General features: G+C 62.5%; 14 protein-coding genes. 7 read left to right on the top strand and 7 right to left on the bottom strand.

From position 1 onward, the window contains the following. Positions 1-226 precede the first annotated feature (226 nt). Genes JMY24_RS27070 through JMY24_RS27060 form a run of 3 tightly spaced genes read left to right on the top strand, consistent with a single transcriptional unit; the run spans position 227 to position 6194 of the window. A complete protein-coding gene (locus JMY24_RS27070) occupies positions 227-3421 on the top strand; it encodes an efflux RND transporter permease subunit (protein WP_128596825.1) in 3195 nt (1064 codons plus the stop codon). Between the two features lie 9 nt (positions 3422-3430). Continuing rightward, a complete protein-coding gene (locus JMY24_RS27065; protein WP_128596826.1) occupies positions 3431-4672 on the top strand; it encodes an efflux RND transporter periplasmic adaptor subunit in 1242 nt (413 codons plus the stop codon). Positions 4673-4691: 19 nt separating this feature from the next. Continuing rightward, positions 4692-6194, top strand: coding sequence for an efflux transporter outer membrane subunit (locus JMY24_RS27060; protein ID WP_201703240.1), 1503 nt, complete (start codon positions 4692-4694; stop codon positions 6192-6194). On the opposite strand, the gene JMY24_RS27055 is transcribed toward JMY24_RS27060, so the two are convergent. From JMY24_RS27055 to JMY24_RS27025, 7 genes are all read right to left on the bottom strand, one after another. Beyond that, positions 6169-7593: a heavy metal sensor histidine kinase gene (locus JMY24_RS27055; RefSeq protein ID WP_128596147.1), complete on the bottom strand. Its 1425-nt coding sequence runs from the start codon at positions 7591-7593 to the stop codon at positions 6169-6171. The two genes, JMY24_RS27060 and JMY24_RS27055, sit on opposite strands and share 26 nt — an antisense overlap. Beyond that, the gene (locus tag JMY24_RS27050) at positions 7593-8270 is read right to left on the bottom strand and encodes a heavy metal response regulator transcription factor (RefSeq protein WP_128584019.1); all 678 of its coding nucleotides are present in this window, start codon (positions 8268-8270) and stop codon (positions 7593-7595) included. The genes JMY24_RS27055 and JMY24_RS27050 overlap by 1 nt, the downstream gene beginning before the upstream one ends. Before the next feature lie 249 nt (positions 8271-8519). Further along, complete coding sequence (locus JMY24_RS27045) at positions 8520-10037, bottom strand: ATPase domain-containing protein (RefSeq protein ID WP_128596146.1); 1518 nt, start codon at positions 10035-10037, stop codon at positions 8520-8522. 37 nt (positions 10038-10074) lie between these two features. Continuing rightward, positions 10075-11595, bottom strand: a complete 1521-nt coding sequence (locus JMY24_RS27040) for a helix-turn-helix transcriptional regulator (protein ID WP_128596145.1) — start codon at positions 11593-11595, stop codon at positions 10075-10077. A gap of 643 nt (positions 11596-12238) precedes the next feature. Further along, the gene (locus tag JMY24_RS27035; protein WP_201703239.1) at positions 12239-14623 is read right to left on the bottom strand and encodes a hybrid sensor histidine kinase/response regulator; all 2385 of its coding nucleotides are present in this window, start codon (positions 14621-14623) and stop codon (positions 12239-12241) included. 41 nt (positions 14624-14664) lie between these two features. Further along, positions 14665-14850 (bottom strand): hypothetical protein, encoded by a 186-nt coding sequence (locus JMY24_RS27030; protein WP_128596142.1) that lies wholly within the window; start codon positions 14848-14850, stop codon positions 14665-14667. A gap of 3 nt (positions 14851-14853) precedes the next feature. Then, the gene (locus tag JMY24_RS27025) at positions 14854-15375 is read right to left on the bottom strand and encodes a hypothetical protein (RefSeq protein ID WP_236597527.1); all 522 of its coding nucleotides are present in this window, start codon (positions 15373-15375) and stop codon (positions 14854-14856) included. A gap of 433 nt (positions 15376-15808) precedes the next feature. Between JMY24_RS27025 and JMY24_RS27020 the strand changes: the two genes are divergently transcribed. From JMY24_RS27020 to JMY24_RS27005, 4 genes are all read left to right on the top strand, one after another. Next, positions 15809-16027 carry a tautomerase family protein gene (locus JMY24_RS27020; RefSeq protein WP_128596141.1) on the top strand — a complete coding sequence of 73 codons (219 nt, stop codon included), beginning with the start codon at positions 15809-15811 and terminating at the stop codon, positions 16025-16027. 105 nt (positions 16028-16132) lie between these two features. Next, on the top strand, positions 16133-16639 hold the full coding sequence (locus tag JMY24_RS27015; protein ID WP_128596140.1) for a DoxX family protein: 507 nt from the start codon (positions 16133-16135) through the stop codon (positions 16637-16639). A 255-nt stretch (positions 16640-16894) separates the two neighbouring features. After that, complete coding sequence (locus tag JMY24_RS27010) at positions 16895-17926, top strand: TRAP transporter substrate-binding protein (protein WP_128596139.1); 1032 nt, start codon at positions 16895-16897, stop codon at positions 17924-17926. A 15-nt stretch (positions 17927-17941) separates the two neighbouring features. Next, on the top strand, positions 17942-19837 hold the full coding sequence (locus tag JMY24_RS27005) for a TRAP transporter large permease (RefSeq protein ID WP_128596138.1): 1896 nt from the start codon (positions 17942-17944) through the stop codon (positions 19835-19837). The last annotated feature ends 9 nt before the right edge of the window (positions 19838-19846 follow it).

Below are 19846 nucleotides of genomic sequence, written 5' to 3'. Positions count from 1 at the left end.
GACCAGCGCATTACAAGCTTGTCATCTTCGAGCGCGCCCAGTGCTGCTGCTCGTTGCCGTCGATTGCCGTCTTTGCACCCATGCAGATAACAGACTTGTAATGACGGCGTCACTTACAAGTCAGTGACGGATCGGCACACTGCGACGTCATCAGCCCGCCGCATTGCACCGCTTGGACGCACCGCGGCAGAGGCCATCTCTCAAGCCCATCGTCCAGGAAAATGTCATGTGGATAGTCAGACTGGCCCTGCGGCGGCCCTATACCTTTATCGTGGTGGCCGTGCTGCTCTTCATACTCGGCCCGCTTGCGATCATGCGCACGCCGACCGACATCTTTCCGAACATCGACATTCCCGTGGTCAGCATTGTCTGGTCGTACAACGGCTTTTCCGCCGAAGACATGGCGCACCGGATCACGTCGAATTACGAGCGCGCGCTCACGACGGACGTCGACGACATCGAGCACATCGAGTCGCAATCGCTAAACGGCGTCTCGGTCGTGAAGATCTTCTTTCACCCCGGCGCCGACATCAACCGCGCGATCGCCGAAGCCGCATCGAACTCGGCGTCGATCTTGCGCGTCCTGCCGCCGGGCACGTTGCCGCCGAACATCATCACGTACAACGCATCGACGGTGCCTGTCCTGCAACTGGGCCTGTCGAGCGACACCTTGCCCGAACAGACGCTCTACGATCTCGGCAACAGCTTCATCCGCACGCAGTTAGCCACCGTGCAGGGCGCGGCGGTGCCGCTGCCGTTCGGCGGCAAGATCCGCCAGATCATGGTCGAACTCGATCCGAAGGCGCTGCAGGCGAAAGGACTCGCACCGATCGACGTCGTCAACGCAGTCAATGCACAGAACCTGATTCTGCCGGGCGGCACCGCGAAAATCGGCTCGCGCGAATACAACGTCGAGATGAACGGCAGCACGAAGAGCGTCGCTGCGCTCAACGATCTGCCGATCAAGACGGTGCAAGGCGGCGTGGTGTACGTTCGCGACGTCGCGCATGTGATCGACGGTTATGCGCCGCAGACCAACATCGTGCGCAGCGACGGCAAGCGCGCGGCGCTGCTGCAAGTCGAGAAGACCGGCAGCGCGTCGACGCTGACGATCATCCAGCAGGTCAAGGACATGCTGCCGAAAATCGCTGCCGGTTTGCCGAAAGCACTGCACATCACCCCGTTATCGGATCAGTCCGTGTTCGTGAAGGCGGCCATTTCGGGCGTGGTGCGCGAAGCGCTGATCGCCGCGTGCCTGACGGCCGCGATGATTCTGCTGTTTCTCGGCAGCTGGCGCGCAACGCTGATCATTGCCGTGACGATTCCGCTCGCCGTGATGACATCGCTGATTGCACTTGCAGCGCTCGGGCAGACCATCAACATCATGACGCTTGGCGGCCTTGCGCTCGCTGTCGGTATTCTGGTCGACGACGCGACGGTGGCGATCGAGAACATCACGCACCATCTGGAGAAAGGCGAGCCGTTGCATGACGCGATCCTGAACGGCTCAGGCGAGATCGCAGTGCCCACGTTCGTCTCGACTATGTCGATCTGCATTGTGTTCGTACCGATGTTCCTGCTGTCCGGCGTCGCGCGTTACCTGTTCGTTCCGCTTGCGGAAGCGGTCGTGTTCGCCATGTGCGCGTCGTACTTTTTCTCGCGCACGCTGATTCCGACACTTGCAATGTATCTGATGCGCGCGCCGTCCAAAGACAGCCACGACGAGCGCGGACGCTTCGCCGCGGTGTCGCGTTTCCAGGCGCGGTTCGAACGGCACTTCGAGGCGCTGCGCAACGGCTATCGTGCGATGCTGGGACGCGCGATCGCGCGACGCCGCCGTTTCGTGCCGGTGTATGTCGCGCTGTGTCTCGCGTCTCTGGTCCTCGTCCCGTTCGCGGGGCGCGACTTCTTTCCCTCCGTCGATACCGGGCAGATTCGCCTGCATCTGCGCGCACCGACGGGCACCCGCATCGAGGAGACAGCGCGCATCACCGATCAGGTCGAAGCGAAGATTCGCAGCGTGATCCCGAAGTCCGAGCAGGCGGCCGTGCTCGATAACATCGGTGTGCCTGTCAGCGGCATCAATCTGACCTACGACTCGTCCGATCCGGTCGGCCCCGAAGACGCCGACATCCTGGTGACGCTGCAACCGAAGCACAAGCCCACCGCGCAATACGTCGCGCAACTGCGCAACGTGCTCGCCACGTCGTTCCCGGGGGTGACGTTCGCGTTCCTGCCCGCCGACATCGTCAGCCAGATCCTGAACTTCGGCCTGCCCGCCCCCATCGACGTGCAGATCGTCGGCAATCAGCTCGACAAGAACCGCGTGGTGGCCGACCGGCTGCTTGCGCAGTTGCGCGGCGTGCGCGGTCTCGTCGACGCGCGCATCCAGCAGCCGGGCGACGCGCCGACCATCGACGTGAACGTCGACCGCACGAAGGCGATGCAGGCGGGCCTCACGCAGCGCGACGTCGCGCAAAACCTGTTGATCGCGCTATCGGGCAGCTCGCAGACCACGCCGAACTTCTGGCTGGATCCGAAGAACGGCGTCAGCTATCCGCTGCTGGCCGAGGTGCCGCAGTACGACATCGACTCGCTGCAGACGCTCTCGAACATTCCGTTGACTACGAATCAGCCCACCGTCGCGCCACAAAACCAGCTCGGCACACTCGGCACGTTGGGTCGCAGCTCCCAACAGGCGGTCGTCTCGCACTACAACGTGCAGCCGGTGCTCGACATCTTCGCGGCGACGCAGGGACGCGATCTGGGCGGCGTCGCCGCCGACGTATCCAGGATCGTCGACGCGGCGCGCGCGCAGTTGCCGCCCGGTTCGTCGATCGTGATGCGCGGTCAGGTGCAGTCGATGAACGAGTCGTTCGCGGGTCTCGGCGCCGGGCTCGTGTTCGCAATCGCACTCGTCTATCTGCTGATGGTCGTGAATTTCCAGTCGTGGCTGGATCCGCTGATCATCATCAGCGGCTTGCCCGCATCGCTCGCGGGCATCGCATGGATGCTGTTCGCGACGCATACCACGCTGAGCGTGCCGGCTCTCACAGGAACGATTCTGTGCATCGGCATTGCAACGGCAAACAGCATTCTCGTGATCAACACGGCGCGGGAGTCGTTGCAGGCCGGCATGGAGCCGCTCGCCGCCGCGCTCGATGCGGGCTTCAACCGCTTCAGGCCCGTGCTGATGACCGCGCTCGCAATGCTGATCGGCATGCTGCCGATGGCGCTCGGCCTCGGCGACGGCGGCGAACAGAACGCGCCGCTCGGCCGCGCGGTGATCGGCGGCCTGGCATTTGGCACGCTCTCCACGCTGATGTTCGTACCCGTCGTGTTCGGTACGGTACATGCGTGGCTCGCGCGGCGCCGCGCGGCTCGCTCTGCCGCCGTGCCACTGAATACTCAAGCTCGATAAGGAAAAGCCATGACTACGTCCAACCTTCCGCAGGACCGCGACGGCACGGCGTCTACGGCGCTTGCCGTACCCGAGCGTAGCGATGCCGGCACGCAACCCGCGAAGCGCCGCGCGTTGCTGCTGCCCGTCGCCCTGCTGGCGATTGCAGCGGCCTTGCTCGCAATCGGAATCGTGCCGCGTCTGCATGCGAGCACGGAACTCTCGCAACAGGTCGCTGCACAACGCGAAATGATCGTCGATGCGGTGCGGCCAAAGCCGGCGCCGGCTTCGCAGGAACTGTTGTTGCCCGGTTCGGTGATGCCGTATGCCGACGCGTCGATCTATGCGCGCACGAGCGGCTACGTTCGGCACTGGTATGCGGACATCGGCACGAAGGTCCGAGCCGGACAAACGCTCGCCGACATCGAAACGCCTGAACTCGACGCCCAGTTGCAACAGGCACGCGCCGACGTGGCCACCGCAAAGGCGAACTACGCGTTTGCGGACAGTACCGCGCGGCGCTGGCAGACCATGTTGCAAACGCAGTCGGTCTCGCAACAGGATGCCGACGCAAAGACGAGCGACAGCGCCGCGAAACTCGCCGCACTCGCGTCGGCGCAGGCGAACGTTGCGCGGCTGAGCGAGCTCGTGTCCTACGAGAAAGTCACCGCGCCGTTCGACGGCGTCGTCACCGTGCGCAACATCGACGTCGGAGCGCTCGTGACCTCGGGAGGATCGCCGGGTCTTGCGAGTGCGCCCGGAGAGCTCTTCCACGTCGAACAGACCGACCGCTTGCGCGTGTATGTGAACGTGCCGCAGGACGATGCCGGCAGCGTCACCGCGGGCACACAGGTCTATCTGACGACCCAGCAGTATCCGGGCCGCTCCTTTGCGGCGACCGTCGCACGCAGCGCCGACGCAATCGACTCTGTCAGCCGAACGCTGCGCGTGGAGATCGATGTCGACAATCGCGATGGCGCGTTGTTGCCCGGCGCGTATGCGCAGGTTCATCTGGCGTTGCGCACGCAGCACCCCGCGCTTGAACTGCCGGTGAGCGCATTGCTGTTCAGACCCGATGGCGTCACGGTTGCGGTCATCGGACAGGACGGCCGCGCGCACCTTCGCAAGGTGACGATCGGCCGGGACTTCGGCACCTACGTTGAAATCGCGACCGGTGTCACGTCGACGGATCAGGTGATCAACAATCCCGGCGATGCACTCGCGAACGGCCAGCCTGTGCGCCTCGCCGCACCCGTGGCACTGCACGGTTAAGCGATCCAGGAGACGGATCATGCTCACTCTTTTTCATCCATTCGCCCGCCGCAGCGCGGCTATCGTCACTGCCTGCGCGTTGACTGCGTGTTCGACCCTGCCCACGTATCACCAACCGGAAGCGGCCGTGCCCACTCGATACGCAGGCGCGGCGGCGCCCGGCTGGAGCGTCGCCGCGCCAGCCGATGCCGAGCCGCCCGGCCCATGGTGGACGCTCTTTCACGACGCCGAACTGGACCAGCTCGAAGCGCGCGTCGATGTGTCGAATCAGACGGTGGCGAAAGCGGTAGCGCAGTTGCAGGCCGCCCGAGCGATGCTCGACTACCAGCGCGCCGGCTATGCACCCACGGTGACGGCGGGCGCGGCGCAGTCGCGTGCCCGGCTGTCGCAGAACGTGCTCGGGCATTCGCTCGCGGGAAAGACAGTGCCCGACTACTCGGTTGGCGCCACCGCAAGCTGGGAGCCCGACCTGTTCGGGCGTGTGAAGGATGCGACCGTCTATGCGCGCGACAATGCGCAGGCAAGCGAGGCGGACCTTCAGGCGGTGCGCCTGTCGGTCGCTAGCGACCTCGCGACCGATTACTTCGATCTGCGCTCGCTCGATCGTCAGAAGAAGCTGCTCGACGATAGCGTCACGGCGTATGCCGCGGCCTTGAGCATCGTGCAACAGCAGTTAAAGGACGGTGCGATCGACGCATCGGCCGTTGCGCAGGCGCAGACGCAACTGGAAAGCACCCGCAGCCAGGACACGGACATCGACGTACAGCGTGCGCAGCTTCAGCACGCCATCGCGACGTTGATCGGCATGCCCGCGTCGTCGTTCGCCCTGGCCAGCGAAGTGAAAAGCGTTGGGTTGCCGCAGATCCCAACGGGCGTGCCGTCGCAACTACTGGAACGCAGGCCGGATATCGCAGCCGCCGAGCGGCGCGTCGCGGCGGCCAACGCGCAGATCGGCGAGGCGCGCGCCGCCTACTATCCCGACCTGACGTTGTCGGCCACCGCGGGACTCGAAAGCACGTTCTTCGCGCCGTGGCTCACGGCGCCCAGCCTCTTCTGGTCGCTCGGCGCGCAACTGGCCGGCACGCTGTTCGACGGCGGCCGCCGCCATGCCGCGTTGCAGGGCGCGAACGCGCAGTACGACAGCGCAGTGGCGGATTACCGGCAGACTGTGCTGGCCGCGTTCCAGCAAGTCGAAGACAACCTGTCCACGCTGACGACGCTGGCTAGCGAAGCGAACAGCCAGCAACGCGCGACATCGGCCGCTGAATTGTCTTTGAAGCTCACGATGAACCGCTATCAGGCCGGGGCCGTGAGCTACCTGGATGTCGTGACCGCCCAAACCATCGCGCTGACGAATGAACGCACGCAGGAACTGATCGACGCACGGCGCGTTGATGCCAGTGTGCAGTTGCTAAAGGCGCTGGGCGGCGGCTGGAGTCGCACGTCGCTCGATGAAAGCGGGAACACAGCAACGAATACGTCACCGAACGCGCCGCCTACGCTGCCGCAAACGTCAGGATGAAGCGTGTGCTGGCCGCATCGCTTTCGGCATGTGCGCTGCCGCCGTGCAGTTCCATGATGGTGCGCACAATGGCAAGACCCAGCCCCGCAGAGCCGGACGCGTTCGGCTCGCTTTTGCGCGACGGATCCACGCGATAGAAGCGGTCGAACACCCGCTCGAGCAAGGCCGGATCGATCGGCTTGCCCTCGTTCGCCACGGTCACACGCAGCGTATGGGGAGCCTCGGCGGGCGTCTGTGCACTCAACGTGATCATGGCGCCGCGCGGCGTATAGCGGAGTGCATTCGCAAGCAGATTGTTGACGGCGCGCCGGAACAGCTCGACGTCGGCGCGCAATTGGCCGCCGCCTGTCACGCGAATTTGCACGCCGGCTTCGTCGGCGACGCCCTCGAAGTATTCGGCGATGCGCGAAAGCTCTTGCTGCGCATCGACCTGCGTCAGCGTCTTGACAAATTGCGGATGCTCGGCACGGGCTAGAAACAGCACGCTTTCGATCATGCGCGACAACCGTTCGCACTCTTCGAGATTCGACGCGAGCACTGACTGATATTCATCCGCCGAACGTGGGCGTGCCAACGCGACTTCAGTTGATCCGCGCAGATTGCCAAGCGGCGTGCGCATGTCGTGGGCGAGGTCCGCCGTGTATTGCGACATCCGTTCGAAGCCGCCGTGCAGGCGATCCAGCATCGCGTTCAGCGACACGATGAGCGCCGCCAGTTCATTCGGCGCACCATCGGCTTCGATGCGCGTGTCCAGTTTGTCGACGGTGACGGTGGCCGCGCTGCGCGCCATCGCGCGCAATGGCCGCAACGACTCGCGCACCAGCAACCAGCTCATCAGGAACGCGAGCAGCATGCCCGCGAGACCCGCGACATACAGCCGGTCGCGATACCGGTCGAGCAGACGCCAGCGATCCGCCATGTTGCGCGCGATGATCACCGTCACCGGTGTGCCATCGCGCAACGCCGCATCGGCGGCGAGTCCCCGCACCGGCACGCCCTGCGCGGTGCGCCACTCTGCGATATCGGCTTCGGTGATGCGTTGAGAGGCGCCGATCCGTTTCATGAGCGCGGGCGACGGCGTCGCCACGTCGGCAATGGCCGCCGTGTTGTGTTCGAACAGCAGCTTGCGCTGCGAATCCCGCACTTCCATGGATAGCGCAAGGTTGCCCAGCACCTGGCTTGTCAGCCGATCGCCGTGGCTGCGCAGTTCGTCGAGCGTATCGAGCTCTTGCGCGAGACGCCGCGTGTGCCGCGCGATCAGCACGATGTCGAGGTCGTCCTGCTGTTTAACCTGGCGGTCGAGCGCGAAGTACAGCACGCTGCCGACCAGCGCGAATACGAGCAGCGTCGTGCCAGCGAACGCGAGCGCAAGCGTGGTGGTCAGCGAACGTGCGGCCATCAGTCCGGCTCTTTCGCTTCGATTACATATCCGACGCCGCGCACGGTCTGGATCAGCTTGACCGGAAAAGCGTCGTCGATCTTCGCGCGCAAGCGGCGAATCGCCACCTCGACCACATTCGTATCGCTGTCGAAGTTCATGTCCCACACATATGAGGCAATCTGCGTGCGGCTCAGCACCTCGCCCTGGCGGCGCAGCAGCAGTTGTAATAGCGAGAACTCGCGTGGCGTCAGATCGATACGCGTTGCGCCGCGTTTCACGCGCCGCCGGTTGATGTCCATCTCCAGGTCGCCGACGGCCAGCAGCTCGCTCTCCCGCGGCGGACCGCGCCGCGCCAACGTACGCACGCGTGCGAGCAGTTCGACAAACGCGAATGGTTTGACGAGGTAATCGTCGCCGCCCAGTTCGAGGCCGCGCACGCGGTCGTTCACGTCGTCGCGCGCGGTAAGGAACAGCACCGGCGTGGCATGAGTCGCGCGTAGTACTTTCAGCACGGCCCAACCGTCCATTGTCGGCAGCATCACGTCCAGTACGATCACGTCGTAGTCCTGCTCCTGCGCGAGCAGCAGGCCGTCGGCGCCGTCGTTCGCGAGGTCGACGGAATAGCCCGATTCTTCCAGGCCCTTTTTCAGGTACGCGCCTGTTTTCGGCTCGTCTTCGATCACCAGGATACGCATCACCAGCTCCGGCGTCATTGGATCAATCCCGGCATTCTAAGGGACTGGCGAATGTTACCGAAATGTACCGCCGAGCCGCGGTGTTCGACGGGCGTTGCCTCGCTCTCGCTCTCGCTCCCTCGGCGAGTGCCTACCGATATGTGCACGCCTTTGGCAATGGCTGTTGCCGTGATGGAGCGGCGAACGGGGCGTCGGACTGCTTCCGCGCCCCGTCAGTACGGCAGCGACAAAGGTGCCGAGCGCCAGATCTCACCCGGTGGAAACGGAACTCGCGCCGAGCAAAGGCGTATGTCCGGTATAAGACGGCAGCCCCGACAACACACCTTTGAAATCGCTCAACACATCGCCGACTTCGAGCCCCTTGTCGCTTAGCCGGAATTGCCGAATGGAGCGTTCGTGCATGTTGGTCCGGCTTTTGACGACGGACACCGCAGTCAACACCGAGCCTTCTGCTTCGAAGAACCTGAACAGCAGCAACGCATCGCTCAGGTAGCTCACGTCGAGATTGCTCTGGGTCTCTCCGATGATGCCGTGCTGACCGAGAACGAGCAGGGACATGACACCCCGCTGGTTCAGATAGGTCAATAGCTCGTGCATCTGGAGCATCAGGTATTTTTCGCCAGGCATCGCCTGCAGATACGCATTGATGCTGTCGATAGCCACGACGCGCGCACCGTGCGTCTCGACCGCCACCTGGACGCGGTGAGTGAATTCGCCTGGCGAAAGCTCTGCTGGGTCTATCGGCTGGATCGACAGCAGACCGCTTTCCAGATGAGGCGAAAGATCCATGCCGAGCGCCGCTGCGCGACGCAGTAGCGTGCCGAGCGTTTCGTCGAAGAGATAGTAGACGGCATGCTCGCCCCGTTCGAGTGCCGTCTGTATGCACCGGAGCACGGTAGTGGTTTTGCCCGCGCCCGACGGGCCCACCAGCAGAGTATTCGTTCCGCGTGCAAGGCCGCCGCCCAGCAGCGCGTCGAGTTCCGGCACACCGGTCGAAAGGTTTTCGTAGTCGAACTCTGCGTGTCGATGCCCGGCCACCAGCGTCGGAAAAACCTGGATGCCCCCGCTTTTCAACGTGAAATCGTGAAAACCTCCCTGAAAGGCCACGCCGCGCATCTTGACGATGCGCAGACGCCGACGCTGCGTGCCGTATTCGTGCGTGATCTGATTCAGGTTGATGACTCCGTGCGCCAGACTGTGCAACTGCACGTCGCCGGCTTCGGAGGTTTCGTCGTCGAGCAGCAGCACGGTGCAGTTCCGGTTGCCCAGGAACCGCTTGAGCGCGAGTAACTGCCGTCGATAACGCAGTGCACTCTGCGACAGAAGCCGTAGCTCGGACAGGCTGTCGAACACCACGCGTGCAGGACGAAGTTGCTCGACCTGTCGCATCACGTTGCGCACCGTTTCGCCGAGTTCGAGTTCGGCCGGATTGAGCACTGTCTGCTGGTATGCAGGGGTGAGCCCTTCGTCGCTCAATAGTTCGACGAGTGCCAGGCCGTCGAGTGACCATCCATGCGTCGCGGCCACCGAACGCAGCTCCGTAGCGGTTTCGGACAGCGTGACGTAGAGACCGGTATCGCCATGGCGCTGACCTTCGAGCAGGAACTGTAGTGCAAGAGTCGTCTTGCCCGCGCCGGGCGGCCCTTCGACCAGATAGACCCGGCTTGCCGTAAGACCGCCGGCCAGGATCTCGTCGAGGCCGGCAACGCCGGTCGATACGCGGTGGTCGATGTGACTGCCACGGAGGTCAGAACTTTGATTTTCCATGAGAGGTAAAAAGACGCCGGCTGTCCCGGCCTCAGAGTCAGGAAGAACGTCGGGAACCGCGTGCCGCAGGACGTGTGCTTGCAACGCCGCCAGCCGGCAGGCCATGTTCGCGCGCCCAGATGATCGCCTCGCTGCGGCTGTGCACACCGAGCTTCGCGTACAACGTACTCACGCGACTGCGGACGGTGTTCGGAGCCACGCCAAGTCTCGTGGCAATTTCCTTGTCGGCAAGGCCCTCGCAGATCAGCGCAAGAACGTCGCGCTCGCGCGGTGTCAGGTCGGAGATCGCCGCATCGACCTTGCCGGGTGCCGTACCGCTGCGGATATGACGAAGCTTGTCCAGAATCGACCGGCTGAACCACGAAGCGTCCTGCATGACGGCTTCGATCGCGAGAAGAAGTTCGACCTCGGTGCGTTTGCGCTCGGTGATGTCCTGAAACACCATTAGCACGCAGTCGTCGCCATGAATGGGCACCGACTCGGCGGAGATCAGGCAGTCGACCGCAAGCCCGGCCCGGGTGCGCACCTTGAACTCGACGTTGCGCAGGTTTCCCGACGTGGCGAGCATCCGCTCTATGTTCGCGTGCGCATCCGCCGCGTCCCAGAAGGTCGATTCCTCGAGCGTGTGACCGACAAGTTCTTCAGCCGCGAAACCCGTGGCATCGAGAAACGCCTGGTTCGCCTCGAGCAGCGTAAGCGAATCACGGGCATATACGATGGTCGGGATCGGGGCCATCCTGAACGCATTGGCAAATTGCTCCTCGCTGCGCCGCAGCGCTTCTTCGGCCTTTCTGCGCGGCTCGAGATCCATGAACGTGAAGAGCATGCACCGTTCGTCGGCGAGATCGATCGGCTGTCCGGCGACGATAACCAGCTTGGACTCCGCGTCCGCGAGGCGCAGCAACGCTTCCATTTGCGGAATGGTCTGCCCAGCTGTCAGGCGCTCGACCGCCAGTTCTTTTTGCGACGCATTTTCGAGGACATCGAGTTCATAGACTGAACGCCCGATTACCTCCTCGCGCGTATAGCCCGTCATCTCGACAAAGCCGCGATTGACCTTGATGAAGCGGAGATCGCTAAGCCTGCAGATCACGGCAGGCGCGGGATTTGCGCCGAAGGTCTTTTCGAAGCGCTCCTCGGCACTTGCCCACTCGGTCGCATCGTGCAGGATGAGCACGAGACAGTCAGGCTCGCCGTTCGTATCGGTAATCACCAGACTTCGCACGCGATGAACCCAGCGAGGCTCGACTTGCCCGGCGGGTGCGACCTCCACCAGTACGTCGCTAAAGGATTCACCGGCGACCACGCGGTCAATCGGATAGCTGCCCGGTTCGATTCGATGATTGTTGCGGTAGCGAAGCTGAAACCTTTGCCGGTACTCGGACACGTTTCGCCCGAGTTCCTCGATGCTGCTTGCTCCATGCATGTCGAGGGCGGCCTGATTGGCCCAACGAATGCTCTGGTCGGGTTCTATGAGAATGACCCCTTCGCTCAAGCCTGCGATGATCTGCTGGAGCTGACGGCGGTCGGTTTGCGGGCGTTGCACGGAAGCGTCCATCGCGGCTGCCTGTTCTGTTCGGGCGCCGCGTCGCGGCAAGGTTCAAGGACGAAAGCGCCTGCGGCGGCGCACCGGCGGGCTCGCCGGTTGCGACCGCCTGTCGAGTCGCGCAGACGCGTTGGGAATCATCAGGAAGCGTATGCGCAGCAACATGCAGCACGTGCAGACATGGTGTTCCGAGCACGTTCGTTAATGCGAGATTATCAGGGATGTATTTACCGACCGGTAGCCGCAAATGCACCCAACGCCTGGGAGCAATTGCATGTTGACATCGAATGATTCGCCCCTCTTAGCGTGCGAAGCGCAGGTCCACGCGTGTTCGGGGAACTTTCCCGGCGCCGTTCTTCCTTACCTTATGAAAGACAGCGATTTCGGTTGACGCAACACAGGAGGCGAAAATGGACAACCGACGAGGAAGGACGGCTCAGACCAGTGAAGCGCGAGGCTCTGTGAAGGAAGCGATCGGCAAGGTGATCGGCGACGCCCATGCAGAGGCGGAGGGTGCGGCCGAAAAAAAGGCCGCGAGAGAACGACGCAGGCAACGACCCACGCGGCAAGAAGAGGGCCGCGCCCACGCAGGACCTCGATCACGCTCGTAGCGTTGCGCTGCCCTGGGTACGCTCGGGCGCACCTCATCGGGAACCTAGATTCGGAGCAGCTCCCGAATCGCTCTAAAGAGGCCCCTCGGCTCGACGGGCTTCGGCATATGCAAGTCGAAGCCCGCCTGCAATGCACGCGACCTGTCTTCTGGGCGCCCGAACGCTGTCACCGCGATCGCCGGCGTTCGATTGCCTTGCTGCCGCAGTGAGCGGATAAGCGAATAACCGTCTTCGTCCGGCATGCCGATGTCTGAAAGAATGACGTCGAACTGCTCGTCGTCGATCTGCTGACGCGCTTCGGGCGCCGATTCCGCACCGCGCACCGCCGCCCCAGCGGACTCCAGTACGGCAAGCATTGCATCACGGACCTCAGCTTCGTCTTCGACCAGGAGCACCTTTATGCCGGTGAGCGCCTCGTCGCGAGACGATGTCACTACATCTGCCAGAGGGCGTCCAGCCGGTGCTCCCCTATCTTCGGCCAGCAGAGGAATGTGAACGACGAAAGTGCTCCCGCGCCCGTCGCCTTCACTATGTGCCGTGATCGATCCGCCATGCAGAGTCACGATGCTCTTCGCTATTGCGAGGCCAATACCGAGCCCGCCGAAGCGGCGTGTCGTTGCCTGTGAAGCTTGTGCAAATGGCTCGAATACGTGGTTGATGAAAGAAGCCGGAATACCCGCACCATTGTCCTCAACCCGTATCTCTGCCCAGTTGCCGGCGCGAATGGCAACGATATCTATTTTCCCTTCAGCGCTCGAATATTTCAGCGCATTGCTGAGCACATTGGAAAACACCTGGCGAAGCCGGAGCGGGTCGCCCTCCACGAGCAGTGTGTCTGCCAGCCTCGGCACGATCTCGACTCGTTTAGCGCCCGCAGCCAACTCAACGTCACTGATCTCGGCGATGAGCAGCGGCACGAGGTCCACCTCGCTCGAGTTGATGAACAGCTTGCCGGCGGCGATCCGGCTAAGGTCGAGCAGGTCATCCACAAGCCGCGTTTGCAGTTCGACGTTGCGGTCTATCGCCTCGATGCCGCGAGCGAGCAGGTCAGGATCGGCGTTCTCGTGCTGCAGAAGGTAGAGCCACGATTGCATCGCATTAAGTGGCGTCCGCAACTCGTGCGACACCGTAGCAAGAAAGGCGTCTTTGAGCTGATTGGCATGTTGCGCCTCGAACCGCAAGAGCCGCTCGTTTGTCAGAAGCCGGTCGCGCTCCATTTCAAGCGCTTTGTGCGATGAAACGTCGATGGTGATGCCGTCGAACCGCAACGGCCGGCCAGCTTCGTCGACATGTGTCCGCCCCTTGGCACGGATCCATCGGATATCACCCGAGGGCGAAGCAGTTCGGTATTCGATGTCGTAAGGGACGCCTTCGTTGACAGCCTTCTCGACAGCGGCTCGGGTTTTTTGCCGATCGTCCGGGTGAATCCTTTCATAGAAGAGGTCAAAGCCCACCTCGGCGTTCGCAGGCAGCCAGAAGTGTTCCTTGCACTTGACGTTCCAGATTATTCGGTCCAGCGGGATCGGACAGTGGAATGTGCCGATTTCGGCCGCCTCGATCGACAGGTCCAGACGCTCGCGTTCTTCTGTGAGACTTTGTGCATTTATTAGCGTTTCTTCGACATCGGTAATCATCCCCACCCATTCGTAGATCGCGCCGCGCTCGTCGTGCGAGCCCGCCGCGCGTATCTGGCAACGCCGGTACGTCGAGGATGCGGCGTGCCACAGTCGCACGTCCGCGCGGTACGGCCCGTCTGTCTCAAGCGACTTGTTCAGCGCTGTCTGTGCCGCAAGCCGATCGTCCGGATGGATCATCTCGGCCCACCCATAACCTTGGTGCTTTTCCCACGGCTGCCCCGTATAGCTTTCCCACGAAGGTTGCGGCACCACGAATCTGCCCTGAGCATCGCACACGTAGGCCGCCGAGCTGGCCACCTTCACCAGCGCATGATATCGGGCCTCCGACAGCAATCGGCGCAATTCCGAATCGTCACGAGCGTCGACATGGGCCGTCTCCCTCGAAGTGTCATCGTTCCCGGCCGCGGCGGCGCCCTCGCACTTTCTGTCCGCCGGTGAAACCTCGCCCGGCGCGTCTTTGGACTTGACTAGCACCAGCATTGCCGGCGCCATGCCGATCGCATCTCCAACGGAGAGAGGATTGAATTCGACGCACCATGTAATGCTTGATCCAAAACCAGGAGCGTCCGGCGCGACGTCCGCATCGATCGCAGCGTCTGCAATGACGACGCTCTCCGTCCTATGTTCTTCGAGTGCTCGCGTCGCGGCCGCCAGAAGTTTTCCTCGCGACGCCTCTCTGGACAGAACCGGCAGCTTCTCGATGACGAGCGAAACAAACTCCCTGGACACCAGCGGTGACGGGCGGTAGTCGAACAGGTCACTAAAACGAAAGTTAGCCTCAATTACGGTCAAGTCGCGAGCGAGCACTGCACATGCAGCGGGGTTCGCCTCTATTAGCGCGACAACCAATGCTTTAGTGTCAGCAAACATACCCAGTTCCACAGCAATCGAAATCTTGCAAAAGTTGCCTGCTCAACGGTCTCCACCGCCTGCACAACGCGTTCGCGGGTGCCGGTGGCGCTGGCATGATTGAATGTATCCACCACCGGCCGAGCTCGATAGGCGGTGCGCTTCGTCATGTGTCATTGCCCACAGACAATTGCGGTCAGCACCATCGGAATCACCGAATGAGTGATGGCGTGGCTGCCCGCTGCAGCCAGTTCACGCTGCACCGACTCGGACGAACCGAACACGACCACGCCATAGATTGGTGCGGACGCTGGCTTGCCGGTGCCCGCCTCGAAAAGCGGATCGCCGGGCTGATATCCAAAAATCGCCTTCACCCGGAAACCGAACGCAGTCAGATGTGCACCGCGGGTGGGACGAAACGCGTTGACTGAATCCTGCTGAACGCGGCTCGCTGGCGTTTCTATCGATTGCAGATTGAGCAGTTCCTCGACGAAGTCATGCGGAGTGCCCTCGCATGCCATTTCCTGGTCCAGTGCATGACTGAATGCCGGTGTCGGTAAAAAGAGGACGGGCGTCAGCAGCCACAAAAAGAGTCGCATTGGGTACTTTTTCAAAGTCATGATCACCGCCGGTTGTAGTCCTTGTCTCGCATCAACGATAACCGCATGCAACCGGCCTGGCTGCAAAGCCAGCATTATTTGTACCGTCTCACTATCGTCCGTCGCAATCGGGCAAACATTCGTGCTCACTTATCGACAAACCCACTCATGACGCGCGCGATCGGCTTGGTGCGGCAGTGGCCTGCACGGCGCGCTGCCGGTGCTCCTTGCGCACGCAATGAATTGTCTGATGACACTGGTTTTCGGGAGCGCAACCGACTTTCAGCGATTTCCAGGTGACGCACTGTTCGACGGCAAGCAACACAAACGCCCTTCCACAGCCCCCTCCGCTCGCGTCCATTATTGATCGACCTCGAATGCAGATGTCCATCTCCCACTCTTTATCTCAAGACGGACAACGACAAAAATGCGGTCAGTCATGCCAGTCATCCCGCTGACTTCTGTTTCGCGGACCGCCCCGGTGCCACGACATGCGCCTCGCGATGAGGCATCCAAGAGGAAAAGCACTATGCCGTTTGCAAACTACAAATTCCCGGAAGGCATTCTGGATCACGCGCGCAAGGAAGAAATCGTCCATCGCACCACCGCGATGTTCGTCGAATACTTCGGTGAAGGTGTCCGTCCGTATTCCATGGTTCTCGTCGAAGAAGTTGCCGACGGGGGATGGGGTCGCGCCGACGAAACCCTGACGCTCGAAAAAATGGGACTCGCTCCGAAGTCGAAATAGCTGTCGTTTGGGAACGCGCACGGTTACCGGGGCTACTCGTTTCGGTCGGTGCGCGATCCGCCACGCACTCCCACCCGGTCTTCCCGATTTATGCGGAGTTTAGCTATGGATCTCGACACGCAAGAACTCGAACCCCGCAACGCGAGTGAGACGGCTCCGAAGCTGATCATCCCGCAACTTGGCCGGCTCTATCGACTCTTCGATCCCGTGTCATACGCCGTACTGCGACTTGGTTTCGGCATTGTCCTGCTCACCCACGGACTTCCGAAGGTGCTCGGCCGCTCTCATGGGTCGATGGATAACCCAATGGCGAGTTCGATGCGGCTGATCGATTCCAGGCTTCACCTTCCGGCAGCGGAAATGTTTGCCTATGTCGTGACCTTCCTCGAGTCGGGCGGGGCGTTATGTATCGCCTTTGGATTCCTGACCCGCATTTTTGCCGCAATGATCACGTTCGAGATGATCGGGATCTGCTTCGTCCTCGCGCCAGCGTGGGTCTGGCTGGACAAGGGCATGGAATACCCCGTCCTGATGGGCCTGCTTGCCCTGCATATCGCGTTCAAGGGCGGCGGCCGCTATTCGATCGACAAGGGCATCGGCAGAGAGATTTAACGGATGCGCCTTGCCGCGACGTTCGCCAGCAAGCGCCACGAACCTGTTGTTCATCGCTGCGTTGCGATCGCTTTAGCGGTTTGCCCGCACGCACGACGTCACGGTCAACCGACGTAAACACGGGTAAACGCCCATTTGATCTGGCGATGCCGCGATTTACTGTATCGATACACTAAATCGATACAGTGGCGCGCTCCGTCGTGCCGCGCTCGACAACTCGCCCGCCCCTTAGAGCGGCATCCAGGAGACAACACCATGCATTCCATTTCCCGGCGACGGTTCCTACAGACGGCCTCGGCAGCCTCGCTCGCCGCCGCGGGCGCGGGCTTTCCCGCAATCGTGCGCGCTCAGCCCGCGGCCACGTTACGGCTGTCATCGTCGATGCCTCCGAACGAAAACGCCGCGCATTACGTGTGGTATCAAAACCTCGCTGCGAACCTGAAAGCGAGCGTCGGCGATCAGATCCGGATCGACTACTTCCCGAACAACCAGCTCGGCAAGGAAAGCGACGTGGTTCAGCAGGTGAAGGTCGGCGCGGTCGACATGATGGTCACCGGCTCATCGATCTGGGCGACGGTGCTGCCGGAGCTCGGCATGCTCGATCTCGGCTATGTGTTCGACAGCTTCGACCATGTCGGGCGCGCCATGGACGGCACCGTCGGCAAGTCGTTCGACACGATGCTGCAACAGCGTGCGGGCTGCTCGGTCGTCACCTGGGGCTATTCGTTCGGCGCGCGCAACGTGTTCACGAAGAAGCCCACGCAATCGCTCGCCGATATCAAGGGCGTGAAGCTGCGCGTGCTGCCCACGCCCGCCTTCATGGAAACTTTCAAGCTGATGGGCGCTGTACCGACGCCCATTCCCATCGGCGAGTTGTACATGGCCGCGCAGACAGGTGTCGTCGATGGCTTCGAGCACGACTGCGCGACGGTGCTCGCGAGCAAGTACGACGAAGTCGTGAAGTCGTGCTGGCAGACGCAGCACGTCTTCAGCCCGCTTGTCGTCGCGATGGGCCGCCGCGCGCTGGCGAAGATTCCGGAGAATTTGCGCCCCGCGTTTCAGAAAGCGGCGCAAGACGCGACCGTGAAGCAGCGCGTCGCAGCCATCCAGACGGCCGCCCGCGCCGAGCAGGAGTTGAAAAAGCGCGGCATGACGTTCTATCCGATGTCGAAAGCCGACCGCGACACCGCGCGCAGCGAGATGCAGTCGCAGTTGTACGCGAGCTTCTCGAAGCAGTATCCCTCGACCGCGCCGCTCTTCACCGCCATCGCCGCAGCGCGCGGCTAACGAGGCAGGCACATCATGACCACTTTCTCCGCGACGCCCGGACCGGAAACGCAACTCGCCGCACCGGGCTTCGGCCATGAGACCATGCTCGCGCGCGGCCTCGCACGTCTCATGCGCTGGATCGAATACCTGTGCGCGGCCGTGCTCGCGGCCGATGTGCTCGTGGTGTTCCTCTCCGTGATCTACCGCTACTTTCTCCATGATCCTTTCGACTGGGCCGAGGAAGTCGCCGGCGCGCTGATGATCGTGCTGGTGTTCTTCGGCGCCGCCACGGTCCTTGCGCGCAGCCAGCACGTCGGCGTCGACCTGTTTCGCGGCATGCTGCCAAGGCGCTGGCAGCCCGCGCTCGTTCATGTAGGGCACTGGGTGATCGTGGGCGTCGCGGGGAATCTGTGCGTGTCGTCGTGCCTGCTGCTGGTCGATTCGTACGGTCAGATGACGCCGAGCGGCCTCCCCGCGTGGATCAACGTGTATCCGCTCGTCATTGGCAGCGTATTCATGGCGGTGTTCGCGCTCGCCAACGCGGTGAACGGCGCGCGCAAGACCGTGCTCGGCACATTGATCGGCTGCCTGTTGCTCGCGGCGGCCGTGTTCGCGTGGAACGCGTTCGTGCCCGCTCACGCGATCAAGCCCGGCTTCCTGCTGATGGCCGGCTTCATCGGCGCACTGGTGCTCGGCGTGCCGATCGGCTTCGTGCTCGCGTTCTCGGCGCTGCTGTACTTCCTCGCGGAACCGTCCCTGCCGATGCTCGTCTATTCGCAACAAGTGATGGCCGGCACCGACCATTTCGTGCTGCTCGCAATTCCGTTCTTCGTATTAGCCGGCCTGCTGATGGAAACCAATGGCATGTCGTCGCGCCTCATCGAACTGCTGCTGCGAATTTTCGGGCGCGTGCGTGGCGGCCTCGGCCTCATCACGATCATGGCAACGGCCTTCTTCTCGGGTGTGTCCGGTTCAAAGCTTGCGGATATCGCGGCCGTCGGCGGTGTCGTGATGCCGGCTGTGCGCCAGAGCAAGGAAGATCCGAACGAAGCCGCAGCGTTGCTCGCCTGCAGCGCCGTGATGGCGGAAACCATTCCGCCGTGCGTGAACATGATCATCATGGGCTTCGTCGCGAACATTTCGATCGCGGGGCTGTTCCTCGCGGGCGTGGTGCCGGCCGCGGTGCTTGCCGTAGCGCTGGCAATCGTCGCGGTGATTTTCGGGCGCCGTATCAATCTCGCCGATGCGCTCACCAATCCTCGCGCGTGGATGCCGCTGCTCGGCGGCGCGCTGGTCGCGCTCGTCATGATCACCATGATCGGCAAGGGCGTGACGTCGGGCATCGCGACGTCGACCGAGGTGTCCGCATTCGCCGTGGTTTATGCGCTTATCGTCGGCTGGCTGGCGTTTCGCGAGCTCACGCCGAAATCGGTCGCACGGGTATTCGTGCGCTCGGCATCGATGGCGAGCAGCATTCTGTTCATCGTCGCCGCGGCCTCCAGCGTGTCGTTCGCGCTGACCATCGAGCAGATTCCCGCGCTCGTCTCCGATTCGATGATCGTCTTCGCGCATCAATACGGCCCGACAATGTTCCTGCTGCTTTCCGTGCTGATCATGATCGTGTTCGGCGCGGTGCTGGAAGGCGCGCCCGCGCTCATCATCTTCGGGCCCCTCCTTACTCCGATCGCCACGCAGCTCGGCATCAACCCGCTGCATTTCGGCACGGTGATCGTCGTCGCGATGGGCCTGGGTTTGTTCGCGCCGCCGGTCGGCCTGGGCCTCTTTGCGACCTGCGCCATCACCGGCACGGAAATGAAGGCCGTTGCGCGTCCTATGCTCAAATATCTGCTGGTGCTGTGCATTGCACTGGTGGTGCTGATTCTGGTGCCATCTTTTTCGTTGTGGTTGCCGACCCGGCTCGGCCTGTAGCCGGCAGAT

Source organism: Paraburkholderia kirstenboschensis (genome assembly GCF_904848585.1).
Lineage (GTDB): Bacteria > Pseudomonadota > Gammaproteobacteria > Burkholderiales > Burkholderiaceae > Paraburkholderia > Paraburkholderia kirstenboschensis.
The sequence above is the reverse complement of the archived record's forward strand: the minus strand, read 5'-3'. Positions and strand labels throughout refer to the sequence as shown.

Coding starts and splice junctions, on each gene's coding strand:
- JMY24_RS27045 (WP_128596146.1), bottom strand. CDS start 10,037: ATGGAAAATCAAAGTTCTGACCTCCGTGGCAGTCACATCGACCACCGC.
- JMY24_RS27050 (WP_128584019.1), bottom strand. CDS start 8,270: ATGCGTATCCTGGTGATCGAAGACGAGCCGAAAACAGGCGCGTACCTG.
- JMY24_RS27065 (WP_128596826.1), top strand. CDS start 3,431: ATGACTACGTCCAACCTTCCGCAGGACCGCGACGGCACGGCGTCTACG.
- JMY24_RS27040 (WP_128596145.1), bottom strand. CDS start 11,595: ATGGACGCTTCCGTGCAACGCCCGCAAACCGACCGCCGTCAGCTCCAG.
- JMY24_RS27070 (WP_128596825.1), top strand. CDS start 227: ATGTGGATAGTCAGACTGGCCCTGCGGCGGCCCTATACCTTTATCGTG.
- JMY24_RS27020 (WP_128596141.1), top strand. CDS start 15,809: ATGCCGTTTGCAAACTACAAATTCCCGGAAGGCATTCTGGATCACGCG.
- JMY24_RS27025 (WP_236597527.1), bottom strand. CDS start 15,375: ATGCTGGCTTTGCAGCCAGGCCGGTTGCATGCGGTTATCGTTGATGCG.
- JMY24_RS27030 (WP_128596142.1), bottom strand. CDS start 14,850: ATGACGAAGCGCACCGCCTATCGAGCTCGGCCGGTGGTGGATACATTC.
- JMY24_RS27005 (WP_128596138.1), top strand. CDS start 17,942: ATGACCACTTTCTCCGCGACGCCCGGACCGGAAACGCAACTCGCCGCA.
- JMY24_RS27060 (WP_201703240.1), top strand. CDS start 4,692: ATGCTCACTCTTTTTCATCCATTCGCCCGCCGCAGCGCGGCTATCGTC.
- JMY24_RS27010 (WP_128596139.1), top strand. CDS start 16,895: ATGCATTCCATTTCCCGGCGACGGTTCCTACAGACGGCCTCGGCAGCC.
- JMY24_RS27015 (WP_128596140.1), top strand. CDS start 16,133: ATGGATCTCGACACGCAAGAACTCGAACCCCGCAACGCGAGTGAGACG.
- JMY24_RS27055 (WP_128596147.1), bottom strand. CDS start 7,593: ATGGCCGCACGTTCGCTGACCACCACGCTTGCGCTCGCGTTCGCTGGC.